This is a genomic window from Erysipelothrix urinaevulpis, from assembly GCF_009828835.1.
GTDB lineage: Bacteria > Bacillota_I > Bacilli_A > Erysipelotrichales > Erysipelotrichaceae > Erysipelothrix > Erysipelothrix urinaevulpis.
The window spans coordinates 179,076-198,637 of record NZ_WTTB01000002.1 but is presented as its reverse complement, the minus strand read 5'-3'; the positions used below and the strand labels follow the sequence as shown (position 1 = coordinate 198,637).

The 19,562-nt window shown below is 36.1% G+C and carries 16 protein-coding genes and 1 other annotated feature; of the genes, 15 read left to right on the top strand and 1 reads right to left on the bottom strand.

Annotated elements, in window-relative coordinates:
• The first annotated feature begins 200 nt into the window (after positions 1-200).
• Both GVV10_RS03005 and GVV10_RS03000 read left to right on the top strand, forming a co-directional pair.
• A complete protein-coding gene (locus GVV10_RS03005; protein ID WP_159519459.1) occupies positions 201-2,327 on the top strand; it encodes a hypothetical protein in 2,127 nt (708 codons plus the stop codon).
• Between the two features lies 1 nt (position 2,328).
• Entirely contained in the window at positions 2,329-2,964 is a 636-nt protein-coding gene (locus tag GVV10_RS03000; RefSeq protein ID WP_201289974.1) for an ATP-binding cassette domain-containing protein, read from the top strand.
• A 51-nt stretch (positions 2,965-3,015) separates the two neighbouring features.
• Here GVV10_RS03000 and GVV10_RS02995 read toward each other — a convergent pair whose 3' ends face one another.
• Entirely contained in the window at positions 3,016-4,359 is a 1,344-nt protein-coding gene (locus GVV10_RS02995) for a polysaccharide deacetylase family protein (protein WP_159519457.1), read from the bottom strand.
• Between the two features lie 355 nt (positions 4,360-4,714).
• Positions 4,715-4,790 (top strand) — a sequence feature (ribosomal protein L21 leader region).
• 15 nt (positions 4,791-4,805) lie between these two features.
• Here GVV10_RS02995 and rplU point away from each other — a divergent pair.
• Genes rplU through GVV10_RS02930 form a run of 13 tightly spaced genes read left to right on the top strand, consistent with a single transcriptional unit; the run spans position 4,806 to position 19,527 of the window.
• On the top strand, positions 4,806-5,117 hold the full coding sequence (gene rplU, locus GVV10_RS02990) for a 50S ribosomal protein L21 (RefSeq protein WP_159519455.1): 312 nt from the start codon (positions 4,806-4,808) through the stop codon (positions 5,115-5,117).
• 2 nt (positions 5,118-5,119) lie between these two features.
• On the top strand, positions 5,120-5,440 hold the full coding sequence (locus GVV10_RS02985) for a ribosomal-processing cysteine protease Prp (protein ID WP_159519453.1): 321 nt from the start codon (positions 5,120-5,122) through the stop codon (positions 5,438-5,440).
• On the top strand, positions 5,437-5,721 hold the full coding sequence (gene rpmA, locus GVV10_RS02980; protein ID WP_159519451.1) for a 50S ribosomal protein L27: 285 nt from the start codon (positions 5,437-5,439) through the stop codon (positions 5,719-5,721). Before GVV10_RS02985 ends, rpmA begins: the two co-directional genes overlap by 4 nt.
• Before the next feature lie 59 nt (positions 5,722-5,780).
• Complete coding sequence (gene obgE / locus GVV10_RS02975; protein WP_159519449.1) at positions 5,781-7,064, top strand: GTPase ObgE; 1,284 nt, start codon at positions 5,781-5,783, stop codon at positions 7,062-7,064.
• Positions 7,065-7,078: 14 nt separating this feature from the next.
• Positions 7,079-7,660 (top strand): Holliday junction branch migration protein RuvA, encoded by a 582-nt coding sequence (ruvA, locus tag GVV10_RS02970; RefSeq protein ID WP_159519447.1) that lies wholly within the window; start codon positions 7,079-7,081, stop codon positions 7,658-7,660.
• Positions 7,657-8,652, top strand: a complete 996-nt coding sequence (gene ruvB / locus GVV10_RS02965) for a Holliday junction branch migration DNA helicase RuvB (protein WP_159519445.1) — start codon at positions 7,657-7,659, stop codon at positions 8,650-8,652. Before ruvA ends, ruvB begins: the two co-directional genes overlap by 4 nt.
• A gap of 11 nt (positions 8,653-8,663) precedes the next feature.
• On the top strand, positions 8,664-9,737 hold the full coding sequence (murG, locus tag GVV10_RS02960) for an undecaprenyldiphospho-muramoylpentapeptide beta-N-acetylglucosaminyltransferase (RefSeq protein ID WP_159519443.1): 1,074 nt from the start codon (positions 8,664-8,666) through the stop codon (positions 9,735-9,737).
• Entirely contained in the window at positions 9,734-10,549 is an 816-nt protein-coding gene (locus GVV10_RS02955; protein ID WP_159519441.1) for a cell division protein FtsQ/DivIB, read from the top strand. Before murG ends, GVV10_RS02955 begins: the two co-directional genes overlap by 4 nt.
• A gap of 27 nt (positions 10,550-10,576) precedes the next feature.
• On the top strand, positions 10,577-10,936 hold the full coding sequence (locus GVV10_RS02950; protein WP_159519439.1) for an Asp23/Gls24 family envelope stress response protein: 360 nt from the start codon (positions 10,577-10,579) through the stop codon (positions 10,934-10,936).
• The gene (locus tag GVV10_RS02945; protein ID WP_159519437.1) at positions 10,936-12,552 is read left to right on the top strand and encodes a DAK2 domain-containing protein; all 1,617 of its coding nucleotides are present in this window, start codon (positions 10,936-10,938) and stop codon (positions 12,550-12,552) included. The genes GVV10_RS02950 and GVV10_RS02945 overlap by 1 nt, the downstream gene beginning before the upstream one ends.
• Positions 12,553-12,577: 25 nt before the next feature.
• Entirely contained in the window at positions 12,578-14,512 is a 1,935-nt protein-coding gene (locus tag GVV10_RS02940) for an ATP-dependent DNA helicase RecG (protein WP_159519435.1), read from the top strand.
• Positions 14,513-14,518: 6 nt separating this feature from the next.
• On the top strand, positions 14,519-15,199 hold the full coding sequence (rnc, locus tag GVV10_RS02935; RefSeq protein ID WP_159519432.1) for a ribonuclease III: 681 nt from the start codon (positions 14,519-14,521) through the stop codon (positions 15,197-15,199).
• 23 nt (positions 15,200-15,222) lie between these two features.
• Positions 15,223-19,527, top strand: a complete 4,305-nt coding sequence (locus tag GVV10_RS02930; protein WP_159519430.1) for a PolC-type DNA polymerase III — start codon at positions 15,223-15,225, stop codon at positions 19,525-19,527.
• Positions 19,528-19,562 lie beyond the last annotated feature (35 nt).

Sequence of the window (19,562 nt, the reverse complement as noted above, 5' to 3'; positions counted from 1 at the left end):
TAATTCATTTTAGTGCTAACTTTACGAAATCAGATAAAAAATAGATTGTACGATATTCTTTATAAGAGATGTAACTGGTAAAAAAATATAAAATCGACAAGTTGCTTAAAACCAAAAAAAAGTTTAGCTTACATGAAGTGGCTGAGTCAATGTGAAGGGTTGGAAGAATATATTTAAAGAAAAAAAGGGGGGATGCCTTAGTGAAGCGATTGTCACAAGTATTTTTGATAGTATTGTCTTTTTTTATTTTTTATCAATCTTATAATGCGTTTAATAATGATTACTATTTGGAAGTGCTCGTACCGGGAATGGCTTTTGTTCATGAAGGATCACACTCGATTATTGAAGTAAAGGTGGATACGAGTGAATTCTCGTCTACTAGGGAGGCGGTTGATTATTCTCAAAAGTTTTTAAAAAGATATCAACTGGATGGATATATACTCAAGGAGAATTTTCAAACGAATTCATTGAACACAAGGATTGATTTTTTTATTCTCAATGACACCCTTGATTTAACAAAAGGACTTGAATTTGTGGAAGGAACAGCCTTGGATTTTGATTTCATCTGTAACGATTTAAACGAAAAAAACCGATGTAGACTCGTCAAATATCTTGATAAATCATATTATAATTTAGATGGTAGTGAACAAATGCCGTTAAGAATTTATTCAGAAGAATCCATCAATGACTACTATACAGAAACTAGCGACATGATTATTTTAAGGGTTGTGAATGAACTTGAAACTTTGGAGTCAGTCAGTGAACTCGTGCTCGAAAACTTTAATTTTGGAAGAGATGACCTAACTTTGAATGTGTTTGACAATGAGATGGAATTTAGTCTAACAAGTCGAGATTGGACGATGAATGTTCTTGGTAATCTTCGTGGACTTGTTCTTATTTTTAGTTCAGGACTGTTGATTATCAGTGTCATTACCTTCATAAAAAGACAAAAAGAAATATTAATGCTAAGACAACTAGGTGCTACAAATTTTGAAGTTTTGAATAAAGTTTTTTTGAAAGATTCATGGTTCTTTTTTTTGTTGATCCTTTTCTTTTTACTTGTCCTGCACCTTAGTTCTATTTATTTTCACGACAATCTATTCAGCCGATTCATCGCTTCGTTTAGTCACCGTTATGCCTTATTATTAGTGTTGATACCTTTAGGACTTTATGGTTTCAATGCTTCGATGCTCCTTTTATTTAAATATTATTATTTTAAAAAAAGACAAGTCTTGTCAATCTTTTCAGTTCTATTTCAGGTTATTAAGATTGGATTAATTGTTAGTTTGATTGTTCCTTTGATCAATTCAGCAGGAATTATGAAGACATCGAAAGAAAACATTGAAGGATTTGATGACTATCCAGACTATAAAGCGGCTGCAATGATTGAGACTGTCCACTTTGGCGCAGATCCGACTATATATAATCAACAGCTCGACCTTTTTTATGAAGTTATTAATAAGAATCGTATTGCAGCTTATTCCATCGAAGATTATTTGATGTACAACGAAATGGGGATTTCGAATATTTTAAGGGAAGAAAGTGAAGGGGTTCAATCCCAATATCCCTATATTGTGGTCAATCCATACTTTTTTGAAGATTTTGAGGTTTATGATGCAGATCATCAATATTCTGCAAAAGATGATTTCAAGGACGAAAACACAGTTCTTTTCCCAAATGAACTTAAAGATAAAACGTTACCCTTTAGTGCTGAAGTGTCGTCAAAAACATATTCAAATCCTATCGCATTACCCAATATTAATGGTTATTTAGGAAAAATAGTCAATCCGATTATCTATGTTAAACAATCCTTTGATAGTGATTTCCAGTACAACTTTAATATGTTTTATTCATCACATGAAGTCATGGACAAAACAATTACAGAACTTGCTGATGATGGTATTTCCGTTCGTAAAGGGTCGATTGAAGATGCAATTACCCGCCAAGAAAACTTTTCTAAAATTAGTTCGTTAAGATTTAAAGAAGCATTTGTTATTTCATTTGTAGGCATTATTTCGTTTAATCTCGTCTCGGTTTTTCTCTTTTTTGAGAAAAATTCTAAAAAAATCGCCATTGATTATATTTTCGGAAAAACTTTTTTTGAAAGGTATCGATCCATTGTTGTGTCAACGTTACTGGGTTATGGCGCTGTTTTTGCCATTATTTATGGATTAGTGCTTATTGGAAAAGTAGATGGAGTGTTTCTTTCGCAATACCTATTGCCAGTTATAGTTATATTGTTACTTATTGATGGTTTGATTGTCGTGTTGAATGTGAAAAATGATCAAGGTAAGATTGTGACGAAATGCTTGAAAGGTGGGGAGTAAAATGAAAGTGTTTGAAATAAAAGAGCTTAATAAAAGTTATGGAAACATCAAAATATTTGATGATTTTTCAGCCACAATCACTCAAAATTCCTTTACGGTGATTACTGGGCAATCTGGAAGTGGTAAAAGTACACTTCTAAATATTATTGGCATGCTTGAGGAATACGATGGTGGCATTATCTTATTTGAAGGACGTGAACTTCCTTTGCCCTTTAGCAAAAAAGCGGTTCGAATTCTTAGAAATGAAATTGGTTATTTATTTCAAAATTTTGCTTTAATCAATGAGCAAACTGTTGAAAAGAATCTAAGTGTTGCTTTTATGGAAAAAACAAATCGTAAAAAGAAAGCAGCTCTGATTGAAAAAGCACTGAATGATGTCGGGTTGAATGGGTTTGAAAAGAAATTAGTTGCACAGTGTTCAGGTGGAGAACAACAACGAATCGCGCTGGCCCGACTCTTAATTAAAAAAAGCAAAGTAATCCTTTGTGATGAGCCAACAGGAAGTTTGGATGAGGACAATGCTACGATGGTGATTCAACATCTGAATAAAATGAAAGAGCAAGGCAAAACAATTATCGTTGCTACCCATGATCCAGAAGTTATTGCGAATGCTGATAAGGTCATCCACATCCGTTAAGAATTTTTTTATAGGCTAGAAATAAAAAAACACAATCGAATGGATTGTGTTTTAATTTGCTTTTGGACCCCAAGTATAAATTTCTCCTGTTTCGTATTGAATGCCTCGGGCTTTGAATAGTTCTTCAACAGTGACGAAGGTGTAGCCTTCATCAGCCAATTTTTTAATACCGCATTCAAATCCTTCATAGCTTGTTTCATAAAGGTCATGAATTAAGATGATTGCACCATCGTGACTTTGTTTTTGGATTTCATTACAAATCGCATTTTTATTTCGAGATTGCCAGTCTAATGTATCGACAGACCAATTGACAAAGACTGAATTTGTATTGTTACGAACAAATTCATTAGCATTCCCATAGGGTGGTCTAACCATGTAAGGACCTTTATAACCAGTTGCTTTATAAAAAATATCATTGGTTTTATCAATTTGTTCATTTAATGGTTTTTTCTCCAGGGAGTTAAAGTTTTCGTGGCTATAAGAATGATTGGCAAGTTGATGGCCCCGATCAAGAACAGACTTTACGATTCTTGGGTAATCTTTCGACTCTTCAACGCGTTGACCAACCATAAAGAATGTTCCTTGGCCATCATATTTTTCTAAGGTATCCATAATTTTCTCAGTAACTTCCCAATGCGGTCCATCATCAAATGTAAAAGCGACCAGTTTCTTATCAGGATCTACACCAGCATCAAGGTAGACGGAAGGTGTTGGTTCTTTACTGACTGTGTGCTTTCCAATATTGTTTTTTAAGTACGTTAATGTTTCTTTGAGTGGTAGATCAAAGGTTTGTCCAGCATGCATTGTTTTGATTGTCTCTTCGTCAATGTAGAAATCTTTGAATTCTGCAGCAGAATAGGTTTGAAGATAATCATTTCGGCTCATTTTTTCTTGTTTGTAGTTATTTCTTAGAAGTGAGCTGATAATGTTTTGTCCTGTATCATTGAATAAGGCACCAATAGGAAGCATGGTATCATCTTTCTTTGAAAAGGTTCGCTGTGTTTGTTTTTGTGGTTTACCATCAACATTGAGAATAAGAGCGACACTGAGGTAATCATCTGTTTCTTTAATTGAATAATCTTGTTTAACCAGATGGGCTTGCTCAGCTTTTTTTAGTTTACTCATCATTTCATCATTATGTTTGTGTTCGTTCTCAATCCATTGATTCAACGACTTAACACTTGTTTTCGGATAATGATAAACTTTAATCATCGTGTCATTTTTTTCTTTCACTTGCTCGTGACTTCCGACTGTTTTGTTTTCAAGGCTCACTTGAGTAAGTTCGCTTGGGTAACGTGTAACTTTGTAAAGTACCCCAAGACCAATCACTAACACACCAAGTAAAACGAGTGCTAAGATTGCTTTTTTTTGTATTGTATTTCTTTTAACTTGCATGGCTATATCCGCTCCTTATATACTCAATAATTTTATCATATTTAAGGGCTCATTGACACTCAAAATGTGTGAAATCTGTGCGAGTTTAACAATTCTTTTCCGGTAATGAAAAAACATTTATTAAAAATAAGAAGTTTGTATTTTTTATAGATAGAGAAAAGTAGGTGACCTAGTCGTTAGAAGATGATAAACTTTAAAGGTAATCTTAATATCTTCGTTAATGTGTCTTGGGAAATCTACAAAACGAACCTCACCAAGACGCAGATAAAGCAATGAAGAATTAACTAGACAAGAAAGGTAATTTGTTATATAATGTTAAAGCGTTAAAAGGCTATGTTGAACATCTCACTTATATTGAGTGTTCCAACCGCATATGACTGGGTTTTAAGTAATGGAAACATTCACCTTGTGTAGCGAGTCTGACGTAATATAAAAGGAGGTGCGCTATGTACGCAATCATTGAAACAGGTGGAAAACAAGTTCGTGTTGAAAAAGGTCAAACAATCTATGTTGAAAAATTAGATCTTGAAGAAGGCGAAGAAATTGTTTTTGATACTGTCGTTGCTGTTAAAAACAGAGCATTAAAAATTGGTACGCCTTATGTATCAGGTGCTTCAGTTACAGCTAAAGTTGACAAGCATGGGAAAGGGAAGAAGATTACGATCTTCAAATATACCGCTAAAGAAGTCTCAAGCCGTCGTAAACAAGGACATCGTCAACCGTATACACGCTTAATTATTGAAGATATCGTTTCATAATCGTGATTAAAGTTGAAGTTGTTTGTCAAAAAAACAATAACATATCTCAAATTAAAGTTTGGGATCATGCTGAATCTGGTGAGTATGGATTTGATTTGGTTTGTGCGGGTGTAAGCAGTATCATGATTGGTGCGTTAAATGCATTGAATGAACTTGATTACCCCTTTAACTACGAAATTAGTCCAAGACCGTTAATTTTAATTGAATGGTCTGGTTCAGATGAAAAACAAGAAATGATGAAGATTATTTATTATCAGTTAAAAACCATTGAAGAACAATATGGCAATTATATAAAAATAATAGAAAAGGAGGAATTCCAATGAAATTCGTATTAGACTTACAATTCTTTGCTTCTAAAAAAGGAGTAGGGTCTTCTAAAAACGGTCGTGATTCACATTCTAAACGTTTAGGATCAAAACGCGCTGATGGAGAATTTGCTACAGCAGGTTCAATCCTCTACCGTCAAAGAGGAACAAAAATACATCCAGGCGAAAATGTCGGACGTGGTGGTGACGATACCTTATTTGCGAAAGTTGATGGCGTTGTAAAATTTGAACGTATCAGCAAAAATCGTAAATGTGTCTCTGTTTACCCAATTGCTTAACAATTATCCCCATCGATCGTGATTGATGGGGATTTTTATTTGAAAGGAGGTCTTTAAATATGTTTGTCGATAAGATTGAAATCGAAGTAGTCTCAGGAAATGGTGGAAATGGTCTAATTTCTTTTAGAAAAGAAGCTCATGTCCCACTGGGAGGACCTTATGGTGGTGATGGAGGTCGTGGTGGTGATGTTATTTTTGAAGCGGACTCCCATAAATCAACACTTTTAGATTTACGATACAATAAAATTTTAAAAGCAAGCGGTGGTGACCATGGTAAAACTAAAAAGATGCATGGCCGTTCAGGTCAAGATCTAGTTTTACATGTTCCTGTTGGAACTGTCGTCACTGAGCTTGAAAGCGGCGTGGTCATCGCCGATTTAACAAAACATGGTCAACGTGAAATAATCGCAAAAGGTGGTAAAGGTGGTCGAGGAAATGCTCGATTTGCGACACCGAATAATCCTGCGCCTCATTTTAGTGAAAAAGGGGAACTTGGGGAAGCGAAAAAACTACGTGTAGAATTAAAATTATTGGCGGAAGTGGGATTAATAGGATTTCCATCAGTAGGGAAATCAACACTTCTTTCTGTAATTACTAGAGCTAAACCTGAAATCGCTGAGTATCCATTCACAACAATCTCTCCCAATTTAGGGATTGTGGAAACAAACGATCATCGCTCGTTTGCTGTCGCTGATTTACCAGGACTCATTGAAGATGCTCATGAAGGGAAAGGTTTGGGTCATGTATTCTTAAAACACATTGAACGCTGCCGTGTTTTAGTTCATGTTTTAGATATGGGTGGCGAATATGGCCGAGATCCACTTGATGATTATGATGTCATTAATAATGAATTAGAAAAATACAATCCGGATTTGCTGAAAAAACCAATGGTTGTTGCAGCAAATAAAATGGATATGGAAGATGCGTCGAATAACCTTGAACGATTTAAGGTAAAGCACCCAACAATTGAAGTGTTTGAATTAATTACCTTAGTGAATGAAGGAACTGATCAACTCTTGTACCGTTTAGCTGATATTTTAGACGAAAACAAAGAAGAAATTGTTGAAGAACAACATGAGACTGTTGTCTTTAAATATCATGCACCTCAGCAAGAATTTGATGTCATCCAAATTAATTCAGATACCTGGCGTTTAGAAGGTCCAGCTGTTGCGAAATTATTCAGACAATTTGATTTTGATTCTGAGGAGTCTGTCATCCAATTTGGTTTGGCACTCAAGCGATTAGGTGTTGATCAAGAATTAAGAAATAAAGGAGCAAGGGATGGTCATACTGTCATTTTAGAGAATGTTCAATTTGTTTTCGATGAAGGTATGGTAGAATAAAGATGGTGATGTAAATGATAGCTTATATTAAAGGCGATTGTGTTGCACAAAACGAAGATTCAATCCTGTTAGAAAACCAAGGCATTGCTTATCAAATTTTCATGAGCAAGCCTTTTGCTGTTTCAAAAAACGAACAAGTCAAAATTCATACGTACCAACATGTACGTGAAGATGCAATCTTACTCTTTGGTTTTTTGAAAGATGTTGAAAAGGATGTCTTCATGGCGATGATTAATGTTAAAGGGATTGGTCCCAAAACTGCTATGAACATGCTGAGTAAAACAACAGCGGATGAGTTTTTAAGAGCGATTGAACACGATGATGTTGATTATTTAAAGTCGTTGCCTGGTATTGGTAAAAAAACGGCATCGCAAATTCTTCTTGATTTGAAAGGGAAAATCAAACTGAGTGAGCAGGTTGTAGGTTTAGTAGAAACAAGTGAAGTCACTGAAGCTTTAGAGGCTTTAAAAGATTTGAAATTCACCAGTAAAGAGCTTAAATCCATTACTCCACTGTTAGAAAAAAACAGTGATTTGGGTGTCGATGGACTTATTAAACTTGGTTTACAAACCTTAGCAAGTCGAGGTGGTCGATGATGTCTAGGCTTGTTTCTGGTGAGATTATTGATAATCAAGATGAAGAATTGCTCCGTCCACAATCAATCCGCGAATATATTGGTCAACATGCTTTAAAAGATAATTTGAATATCTTTATGCAAGCCGCTCAAGGTCGACAAGAAACATTGGATCACCTCTTGTTTTATGGCCCGCCAGGCCTAGGGAAAACAACGTTGGCTCATATCATTGCGAATGAGATGGAAGCAAATATTAAAATTACCTCAGGTCCAAGCATTGAACGAAGCGGAGATTTAGCGGCAGTTTTAAGTATGTTGGAACCAGGAGATGTGCTTTTTATTGATGAAATCCATCGTCTTCCCAAAATGGTTGAAGAAGTTCTTTACCCGGCAATGGAAGATTTTAGTTTGGATTTAATTGTGGGGAAAGACGCTTCAAGTCGAAGCATTCAAATTGACCTTCCGCCCTTTACACTAATCGGTGCAACGACTCGGGCTGGAGATTTATCAGCACCGCTACGAGATCGATTTGGCATTGTGTCAAAACTAGAGTACTACAGTACCGAAGAATTATGTAAAATAGTGACACGAACCTCCCGAGTTTTAGAGAGTGATATTGATGAAGATGCTGTTTTAGAAATAGCGCGTCGATCACGTGGTACACCTCGAATTGCAAACCGTCTGTTCCGTCGTGTTCGTGACTTTGCTCAAGTTCTGAACGATAATCACATTGATTTAGGCATTGCTCAATTGGCATTAACCCGATTAAAGGTTGATTCATTGGGCTTAGATGATGTGGATATTCGCTATTTAAACGGAATTATTGAGCGGTTTAATGGCGGACCGGTCGGAATTGAAGCCATTGCAGCATCAATCTCTGAAGAAGTCATGACACTTGAGGATGTGTATGAACCCTATTTATTACAGATAGGTTTCATTAATCGAACGCCCAGAGGAAGAATTGTTACACCAAGAGCTTATGCTCACTTAGGGTTAGAATTTAACGAAGAATGAGGTGCTAAATTATGAAGATTTGTATTGTTACAGGAGGAAGTGGGGGACACATATTCCCAGCCATTACCTATGCAGATTATGCAACAAAACAAGATGATGTTGAAGTCGTTTTTATTGGGAATGACCATAAAATGGAATCAACGATTGTTCCTAAAGCAGGCTATGATTTCTATCCAATACATAACAAAGGCTTGCAAGGTTCAAAAGTTGACAAAGTTAAAGCGTTGTTTTCGCAATTCAAAGCGATTCGACAGGCAAAAAAACATTTGAAAGATTTAAAGCCTGATGTTGTTTTTGCATTTGGTGGGTATGTATCGGTTCCAGTTGGAATCGCGGCAAATTCATTGGGTATCCCCTTGGTTTTGCATGAGCAAAATGCTTATCCAGGGAAAGCGAATAAGTTATTGGCGAAACGCTCTAAAGCAATTGTTACATGCTATAAAGAAGCATTTAGTGAAATGTCAAACTCGTTTTACTTAGGAAATCCAAGAGCTTCATTAATTGATGAAACCATTGATTCTAGTGCTGAGTTTGAACGACTCAACTTAAAAAATGACATGAAAACAGTGCTTATTGTAATGGGGTCACAAGGTTCATCAGCAATGAATCCTATTTTCTTTGAAATGTTAAAATCATTGAATCAACTTGATTATCAACTGATTCTAGCAACAGGGCCCTTACATATCGAATCATTTGAGGCAAACTTTAAAAACTTGCCAGACAATGTAAAAATAACAGGCTTTGTTGATCAGAAAGCACTTTTACCAAAACTTGATCTTACCGTAGCCCGTGCTGGTGCTTCAACGATTGCTGAAATTCAATCGTTTGGGGTTCCAAGCATACTGATTCCAAGTCCACATGTCGCGAATAATCACCAATTTTTCAATGCGAAATCCTTGAGTGATGTGGATGCGTGTGTGTTATTGGAGGAGCAAGGTTTAACGGGTGAGGGTTTATTGACTAAGATAAACGAGGTCTTACATGATGAAGTGTTGACAAATGCATTGTCAGCTAACGCTAAACACATGGCTAAACCAGAAGCTGTTTCAGATATTCATCAATTAATTGAAACGGTGGTCAAATGAGACACAAACGCATCGAACTCAATGATCAAACGGATTCCTTTGATAAAATCAAGGCCGATTTAGACCGACGAAAAAAACATGAACGAAAAACAAAACGTCGACGATTTATTAAGCGGTCAATCATGGTTTCTTTGCTTGTCTGTTTTCTTCTTGCGGGTTATAAATTTGACCAGTGGGAAGGGTCACGATTAAATAAAATTCATGTGAAAGGCAATGCATTATTGAGTGATAGTGAGGTTGTTTCTTTATCCAAGTTGAAAAAAAACGATCGAATGATTTTAAATTGGTCTGGTCGTGTTCAACGTCGTTTAAATAAAAACGAATACATTAAAGACAGTCATGTTAAAATTATTTATAAAGATCAAACAGCTTTACTACAAATTGAAGAAGAGACACCGATTGCTTATGAAAAAACTAAAAAAAATCTGATTTATTTTGAAAACGGCGCAAAAATTGAACTTGATGATAAAAATATTAAAGGAATTGATGCCTTACCACTTTTAGTGAATATTAAAGATGATGCTTTGAAAAACAACATTATTTCACAACTGAAAACGGTCGATGAAGGCTCTAGAATTGCGATTTCTGAAATAATTCACATCGAAGATAAATTTGAAAAAGAATCAGTGAAACTTGTGATGAATAATGGCTACTATGTTTTTACAAGTGTAGAGACCTTACCATTACTGAATAATTATGCTACTATAATAAGTGGAGCCGAACCAAAAAATAAATGTATATATCTTTTGGAATATGGACCAACAGAAGATACTCAAGTTGCGACGGCAAAACCATGCGACTTTGAGAATTAAAATATAAAAGAATGAGGAGGAATAACGATGGCGATTGAAAAAACTACAAAGTTTGGAACAATTAATGTATCAGATGAAGCTATCGCAATGCTAGCTGGCGGTGTTGTAACAGAATGTTATGGTGTCGTTGGGATGGCCTCGCAGCAAGTCTTTAAAGATGGGCTGGCTGAATTGTTGAAAGGTGAAAATTACTCAAAAGGGGTAATTGTACGAAGAATTGACAATGGGTTTGAACTCGATGTCTATATTATTGTAAGTTATAACGTAAAAATTTCAGAAGTTGTTTTAGAGGTGCAAAAGAAAACTCAATATATGTTGGAGAAGACGCTAGGACAAAAGTTTGAAGCGATTAATGTTTACGTTCAAGGGATAAAGGTTGATAAATAATGAAAACACTAACAGCAGATTTATTTTTAGAAATGTTAGAAAATGGTGCAAATAATCTTACGAACCAACATCAATTGATTAATGCATTGAATGTTTTCCCAGTACCTGATGGGGATACTGGGACAAACATGAATTTAACATTTACAAATGGACTCAATGATGCTAAAAAAGCAGTATCATCGAATTTAGGAGAAGTTTCAAAGGCTTTATCTCGTGGCTTGCTCATGGGTGCTCGTGGAAACTCAGGTGTTATTCTTTCACAAATCTTTAGAGGGTTTGCAAGTGGTGTTGAAGGTTTAAAAGAAGCAGATGTATTACAAGTTGCTTCTGCCTTTCAACAAGGGAAAGAATCAGCGTATAAGGCAGTTATGCGTCCAGTTGAAGGGACGATTTTAACAGTGCTTCGTGAAAGTTCACAAGAAGCTTACGATTATGCTTTGAAAAACCCTACAATTAGTCTTGAAGAATACTTCACGTTCTTAGTAGAGCGTGCCAATGTATCCTTAGACAATACACCAGAACTTCTACCAGTCTTGAAAGAAGTTGGCGTTGTTGATAGTGGTGGTAAAGGATACGTAACTGTTCTTGAAGGCTTTTTAGCAACACTCAAGGGTGAAACAATTGAACGCTTGGATGCTGATGAACAAGCAGAACAAGCCGCTGAATTTATTGACCATGAAGAATTTGGATACTGTACTGAATTTATTCTTCGTTTAGAAGATGATTCACGCCACAAATATAACGAAGCGAAATTCCGTAAAGATTTAGAAGATTTAGGGAATTCTTTAGTTGTGGTTACAGATGATGATTTAGTCAAAGTTCACGTTCATACATTAACACCTGGTAATGCATTAAATTTAGGACAAAAATATGGTGAATTTGTTAAATTAAAAATTGAAAACATGACAGAACAACACAATGCATTGACTGATCATGAAGAACTTACAATTTCTACTCATGAAAAATATGCAATTGTTTCTGTTGCAGCAGGTGATGGGATTGTTGGTTTATTTGAAGAGTTGCGTGCTAAACACATTATAAGTGGTGGTCAAACAATGAATCCTTCAACTGAAGACTTCATTGCCAAGATTGAGAAAATTGATGCCGATCATATCTTTATTTTACCAAATAACTCAAATATCTTCATGGCAGCAAAACAAGCGAAAGACATTTTAGAAGATAAAGATATTCATGTATTCGAAACACGCACAATTCCTCAAGGATTAGCAGCTTGTGTTATGTTTAATCCAGAAGCTGAATTGGATGAAAATATTGTAGAGATGCAAGAGGCAATTGACAGTACAAAAACAGGTCAAATTACCTATGCAATCAAAGATACAATGTTTGAATCAATGGAAATTAAGAAAGACCATTTTATGGGGATTCTTGAAAAAGATATCGTTGTTACCAATCCTGATAAATTAGAAACGACTAAATTATTATGCGATAAACTAATCGATGTAGATGATGAACTTGTAACCTTAATTGCTGGCGAAGGCGTGAGTGATGAAGAAATTACAGATCTCATTGATTATATTGAAGAGAAATTTGACGTTGAGGTTGAATCTGTTCAAGGTGGACAACCTGTTTATGCATTCATTATAGGAGTTGAATAAAAGGGCGTGTGCCCTTTTATTTTCTATGGATATTACACCAAACCAAAGTAAGATCATTTTAGATTTAGGCTATCGTTCACCAGCACAATTTTTATTTCATTTCCCAAGCCGTTATGAAATCAATGAACATAAAGCAGTAGAACAATGGCAAAAAGGTGATCACATTATATTTTCAGGAGATTTATTGTCTCCTTTTCGTCATGTTCGTTTTGCTAAAAATAGATCGGTTACAAATTTTACAGTCATGTTTGATGACACCGAGGTTCAAGTTTCAATCTTTAATCGAGCTTTTTTGAAAACAAGTCACTATGACCATGGGATAACAGTTGCTGGGGTTGTTCAAGACCAAAATAAAGTTTTGGCACAAACAATTTCTAAACCCGATGATTTATCTGAACTTGTCATTAAACCTGTTTATCCAAGTAAAGCGAAAATTAGTCAATATAGCATTCGTCAATTGATGAAAAAAATATTGAAAAATGTTCAATTGAACGATGTGATTCCTGAAAATCTTCAACAATCTCGTGATCTTGTTTCGCGGCAAGAAGCAATGCAAGTCATTCATAATCCTTTGGATTTGGACTCATTGAATCAAGCTCTTCGTTCAATTAAGTATGAAGAGTTCCTGATGTATCATTTAAGTAATCATTATGCTCAACATTTGAATCTTCAAGGGGTGTCCCGCAATGTTTTGTTGAGTGAGAAAGTAGAAACACTTCCATTTGCACTTCGAGATGATCAACAGCGTGCATATGAAAGCATTCTTGAAGATATGAATGATTCGAAAAGTATGCATCGATTGTTGCAAGGGGATGTGGGGAGTGGTAAAACTGTCGTTGCTTTCTTGGCAGCTTTAAGTATGATCGAACAAGGGTATCAAGTTGCTATGATGGTACCCACAGAGTTATTATTGTATCAACACGCCAAGAGTTTTAAACGTATGTTCTCAAACGTAGCAATGACTGTATTAAATCAAAATAGTCAAGCTGAAGATTTTGATAAGGTTGAGTGTGGCGAAGCTCAATTCATATTGGGGACTCATACGCTATTTCAAAAGCAAACAAATTTCAAAAAATTGGGTTTGGTTATTATCGATGAACAGCATCGCTTTGGAGTTGAACAACGTGAAAAATTAATAAAAAAAGGAAAAGATGTTGAGGTTTTAATGTTATCTGCGACACCGATTCCACAAACACTTGCTCACAGTTTATTTATGAACTTAGAGGTATCGACATTAACACACAGTAACGAAACCAATGTTGATACGATTTATGTTAAGGAAAATTCAATTCGTTTAATTCAACCTAATATTGAAGAAGCGTTGAAGCGAAATGAACAGGTGTATGTCGTTTGTCCGGCAATCAATGAGGGTGAACGATCAGGCATTAAGAATGTTGAAGAGATCCATTCACATTTAAAGAATGAATTTAACAAATATAGCGTTGTGATGCTTCATGGAAAATTAAGTGCTGAAGAGAAGGCGATGATTTTAGAAGAATTTACAGAAGGTCATATTGACATGCTCATTAGTACGTCGTTGATTGAAGTTGGAATTGATGTCCATAATGCAACACACATGATTATATATAATGCAGAGCAATTTGGTTTAGCGACCTTACATCAAATGCGTGGTCGAGTTGGACGTGGTGAGAAAAAAGGTGTTTGTTATGTTTTGAGTTCTCATAAAACAGAAGAAAGTGTGGAGCGCTTAGATGCATTAGTCCAATACAATGATGGGTTTAAGTTAAGTGAATTCGACTTAAAACAACGGGGTATGGGTGATTTATTAGGGTCAAGGCAATCAGGCTTACCAAGCTTTCATCTCGCAAATGTTTTTGATGATGTAGAATTACTAGAGTTAGCGAAACAAGATGCTATTTCACTGATGGCGTCATTAACGTTATATCCAACGCTGAATCAACACATAAAGCGTCTTGTTGAAAATAGAAAGAAGGAATGATTAACGATGAGTGTTTTTAAGTTATTGGATAGAATTAAAGTTCCTTATAAGGACAAAACATTGATACGTCAGGCATTTGTTCATGCTTCATATGTGAATGAGTCAAAAGAACAATTGGAAGACAATGAACGGTTAGAGTTTATGGGAGATGCCGTCTTGCAAATTTTAGTGTCAAAACGTTTGTACTCCCACGAAGACCATTTAAACGAGGGTGAAATGACGCTATATCGAGCTAAACTTGTTTGTGAGGAAGCCCTTATGAATTATAGTTTGCAACTTGGTTTAAATGAGTTCTTATTATTGGGGATGGGTGAGGAAAAAAATGGTGGGCGTAAGCGTGCATCAATTATTGCTGACCTATTTGAAAGTTTTATTGGAGCTGTCTATCTTGATACAGGTTTAGAGTCTGTTGAGAAAATTCTGGATATCGTCTTAGAAGAAGAAATGGCGAATTTGGAAGCGTTAAGTATTACCGACTATAAAACAAAGTTACAGGAATACATTCAATCCGATTCACGCCGTTCTGTTTCGTATGAAGTTAAAAATGTAACAGGTCCATCCAACGCACCAGTTTTTGAGGTGCTTGTGAAAGTCGATGGCTTAGTTTTTGGTCAAGGAAGCGGAACGTCAAAAAAACGTGCTGAACAAAAAGCAGCACAAGATGCATTTAAAAAATTAGTTAAATAATTGTACACTGGGGAGGCTAAACATTGAAAGATTTATTAGAGAAATTAAAGGTTCCGATAGACCAACAAAAAGAATTAGAAAATGTCCGTTTACTATCGGCAATTTATGACCAGGATAAGGCTCAATTAATGGTCTCATTATTTACACATGATGCAATATTTTATAAAAATTACGAAATGTTAATGAAAGCAATTGAAGCTTACACACACACGGAAGTTAGACTTTTAGTATCAGCAGAAACATGCACGCTTGATTTTACAAATTTGAGCATGTACTTAGATTACTGTGTCAACAGGGAGACATTGAATGCGATGCGTGATGTTACGTTACAAGTCAACGGCGATATTAAGTTGATGTGTTTGAACAAGCACCATAAAGATCAAGTTGAAGAAGAACTTCCTTTTTTAAAGAAGGCGATGCAGGGCTGCGGAATTAATTTAGAACTCCTCGCTGTTTTGGAAGAGCACAAAAAAGAGAATCTTACGGTTAAAGTAAAAAAAGAGTATAAACCTCAAGCATTAACGAAAACACAAACAGTTGATAGAACCCCACGACGTCGTTCCAAAAAAGAACAATATCAAGATGTTGCACTCGATCATTTACAAACTGAAGCACAGTTTGTAGCAATCGTCGGTGAAATATTCAAAGTTGATGTCCGCGAGACACGAACAGGGAACTTTTTGGTTAAATATGGCATTCATAATGGTAAATCTGCGTTGATGGCCATGGAGTTTGTCGAAAAGGAAGACGAAATTTTGAAAAAAGGGAAAACGGTCAAAGTGTATGGTCATTATATCTATGAAGCACGGTTTGACAAAGATTTTGTTTTTCAAATCCATCAATACGATCTAGTTGAAGGGCTTTTTGACCGGTTTGATCGTGCAGAAGAAAAACGGGTAGAATTTCATCTGCATACCAATAAATCGGATATGGATGGTGTCAGTGATGTTACTGAATACCTCGATCAAGCGTTTGAATGGAAAATGCCAGGATTTGTCATAACAGATCATGGTGGAGTTCAATCATTCCCTAAAGCATACCGTCATCTTCAAGGCCTTCGAAAACAACACCCCGACCACGAATTTAAGTTGGGGTATGGCTTGGAGATGAATTTAGTTGACGAAGACTTACAAATTGTGCGCCAGGCACAAAAACGATCATTACACACAGGTAACTACATTGTTTTTGACCTTGAAACCACTGGTCTTTCAGCTTATTATGATGAAATCATTGAATTTGGTGCTGTACGGATTGTGAATGGTAAGGTTATCGACAAAATGCAAATGTTTGTTAAACCTGAAGAAACTGTTAAGCCTTTTATTCAAGAATTAACAGGGATTTCAAATGCGGATTTGAGCCATGCTGCCCCGATAGACAAAGCAATTGATGATATTCTTGAGTTTATTCAAGATGATACCTTGGTTGCACATAATGCGGGCTTTGACCTTGATTTCCTTCAAGAAACGATGAATAAACTCAACCGAAGTCCCTTAACAAATCCGGTGATTGATACACTAGACTTTGCAAGAGTTCTTTATTCTGATCGACGCTCCTATCGTTTGGGTAGCATTGCTCGTCTTTTAAAGATTGGCTATGATGAAGGAGTTGCTCACCGTGCAGATTATGATGCTGAAGTTTTAAGTTTGGTTTTTTTAGAAATGTTGCGTCATCAATCACTAAAAGAACTTGACTGTATTACTGACTTACAGAAACTCAGTGATTCCCAAGCGTTTGCGAAGTTACGCGCTCAACATGTGAATGTTATTGCGAAAAATCAAGACGGTCTAAAAAGTCTTTATGAACTCGTTTCAATCTCCCATACAAAATATCTTGCATCATCGGGTAAATCCTCAAAAGGCGGCGAAGAATTTTTGGCAGAACCACGAATTATTCGATCCGAACTCGATGCACGACGAGAAAATCTATTAATTGGTGCTGGCTGTACAAACTCAGAAATTTTCGAACTTGCTTCAAATAAAGGACAAGCTGCATTAAAAACTGCAATGAGTTTTTATGACTACGTCGAGGTGATGCCACTCAATCTTTATAGTCATCTATTGGAAAGAAATGCGGTTGCAAGCGAAGCACGTCTCATTGAAATCATTCAGAGAATAATTTCAACAGCAAATGAACTTGGTATTCCTGTGATTGGTGCTTCAGATGTTCATTATAATCATCCCAATCAAAAAATGCTTCGTGATGTTTATATTCATTCTCAAGGTATTGGCGGAACGCGTCATCCATTGTTTATATTCAACGAAGAGAGACGTTTACGATTCCAAGCACCCAATCAACACCTTCGTTCAACAGATGAGATGTTGAACGATATGGCATACCTAGGCGAAGAACAAGCATACCGATATGTCATCACTAATCCAAAAGAACTTTTTGCACAAATTGAAGAGGTTGCACCTGTTCCAAAAGGATTATACACACCAAGTCTTGATAATTCAGATACCTTGTTAAAAGAAATTGTTTATCGAAATGCTGAAAAAATATACGGTAATCCTTTACCGGAAATTGTCGAAGAACGAATTGTTCGTGAACTTAAGTCAATTATTGGTCATGGTTATGGTGTTATCTACTATATTTCGCATTTGCTTGTTAAACGATCGCTCGAAGATGGATACTTAGTGGGTTCAAGGGGATCAGTTGGTTCCTCATTTGTTGCGACCCTTTCTGAAATCACGGAAGTCAATCCGTTAATTCCTCATTATATTTGTGAACAATGTCATCACACAGAATTTTTTACTGAGGGAGAATACTCCAGTGGCTATGACTTACCAGCAAAAGATTGTCCATCTTGTCATGTTAACATGCTTCGTGAAGGACAAGATATTCCTTTCGAAACTTTCTTAGGGTTTGAAGGGGATAAAGTTCCTGATATTGATTTAAACTTTTCAGGTGATTACCAAGAACATGCTCATGCATACACGAAAGAAATTTTTGGTGAGGATTATGTGTTTAGAGCCGGAACGATTTCAACGGTTGCGGAAAAAACTGCTTATGGATATGTGCTTGGGTATCAAGAAAGTATGAAAATTGAATCGGAAAATAAATCTTGGAAAGAATTCCTTGCCTCAGGTGCGGAAGGGGTAAAGCGAACAACCGGGCAACATCCAGGAGGGATTATTGTTATTCCTTCCGATATGGATGTTCATGATTTTACGCCGATTCAATACCCAGCCAACAATCCCAATTCATCATGGTACACAACTCACTACGAATTTCACGATATCGATGATAATGTTTTAAAGTTGGATATTTTAGGTCATGTTGATCCTACTGCGATGAAACTTCTTGAAGAGATGACAGGGGTTGATATCCACACAGTCCCAATGAACGATCCAAAAACAATCTCTTTATTTAGTTCAACAGAAGCGTTGGGTGTTGATGAAAGAAAATATTTTGAAAAAACAGGTGGGCTAGGTCTGCCAGAGTTTGGAACACCTTTTGTGCGCCGAATGCTCGAAGCGACTTTACCGAATAAATTTTCTGATCTTGTTCGGATATCAGGGCTGTCACACGGAACGGATGTTTGGGCCAATAATGCCGAAACCCTCATTAAGGATGGCTTGGAGTTAGGCGATGTTATTGCGTGTCGAGATGACATCATGGTTTACCTCATGCAACATGGTCTGCCCCATAAAACATCATTTGATATCATGGAATCTGTTCGAAAAGGGCGAGGTCTTCGTGATGAGTGGATTAAAGTTATGAGAGACAATGATGTGCCGGAATGGTACATCGATTCCTGTATAAAGATTAAGTATATGTTCCCCAAAGCACATGCTGCTGCGTATGTTATGATGGCGATTCGAGTTGCTTGGTTTAAAGTGTACTATCCTTTAGCTTATTACGCTGTTTACTTTACATTACGGGTGAATGCTTATGAGCTTGAAACAATGACTGCAGCGACCGAAACAATTGCTCATCGTTTAAATTCTATTAATCAACGATTACGCCAATTTGAAACAATGCGTGATGTGTCGATTAAAGAGAAAAACCTCATTGATACACTTGAAGTCACATTGGAAATGAATCATCGTGGCTTTAAAATTAATCCTTTGTCTTTAGAAAATTCACACGCAACACAATTTATCTTAGATCCACAGGATGACGAAGCGATTTTACCACCCTTTAATGTGGTTGATGGCTTAGGTAATTCAGTGGCTCAAAACATTGTTAAGGCACGTGATGAAGAAATGTTTATTTCAAAAGAAGACATGATGCGAAGAGCTGGAGTCAGTTCGACCCTCATCAAAAAATTAGACGAGTTAAATGTTACCAAACACCTTCAAGATAGTAACCAAATGAGTCTGTTCTAATTATTTGGCTTTTGTAAAAAATTGGTGTATAATTA

Bases quoted from the DNA above. Each gene is read 5' to 3' on its own strand.
- GVV10_RS02950 (WP_159519439.1), top strand. From the start codon at position 10,577: ATGGCGATTGAAAAAACTACAAAGTTTGGAACAATTAATGTATCAGAT.
- rplU (WP_159519455.1), top strand. From the start codon at position 4,806: ATGTACGCAATCATTGAAACAGGTGGAAAACAAGTTCGTGTTGAAAAA.
- rpmA (WP_159519451.1), top strand. From the start codon at position 5,437: ATGAAATTCGTATTAGACTTACAATTCTTTGCTTCTAAAAAAGGAGTA.
- GVV10_RS03000 (WP_201289974.1), top strand. From the start codon at position 2,329: ATGAAAGTGTTTGAAATAAAAGAGCTTAATAAAAGTTATGGAAACATC.
- GVV10_RS02995 (WP_159519457.1), bottom strand. From the start codon at position 4,359: ATGCAAGTTAAAAGAAATACAATACAAAAAAAAGCAATCTTAGCACTC.
- GVV10_RS02955 (WP_159519441.1), top strand. From the start codon at position 9,734: ATGAGACACAAACGCATCGAACTCAATGATCAAACGGATTCCTTTGAT.
- ruvB (WP_159519445.1), top strand. From the start codon at position 7,657: ATGATGTCTAGGCTTGTTTCTGGTGAGATTATTGATAATCAAGATGAA.
- GVV10_RS02940 (WP_159519435.1), top strand. From the start codon at position 12,578: ATGGATATTACACCAAACCAAAGTAAGATCATTTTAGATTTAGGCTAT.
- ruvA (WP_159519447.1), top strand. From the start codon at position 7,079: ATGATAGCTTATATTAAAGGCGATTGTGTTGCACAAAACGAAGATTCA.
- murG (WP_159519443.1), top strand. From the start codon at position 8,664: ATGAAGATTTGTATTGTTACAGGAGGAAGTGGGGGACACATATTCCCA.
- GVV10_RS02945 (WP_159519437.1), top strand. From the start codon at position 10,936: ATGAAAACACTAACAGCAGATTTATTTTTAGAAATGTTAGAAAATGGT.
- obgE (WP_159519449.1), top strand. From the start codon at position 5,781: ATGTTTGTCGATAAGATTGAAATCGAAGTAGTCTCAGGAAATGGTGGA.
- rnc (WP_159519432.1), top strand. From the start codon at position 14,519: ATGAGTGTTTTTAAGTTATTGGATAGAATTAAAGTTCCTTATAAGGAC.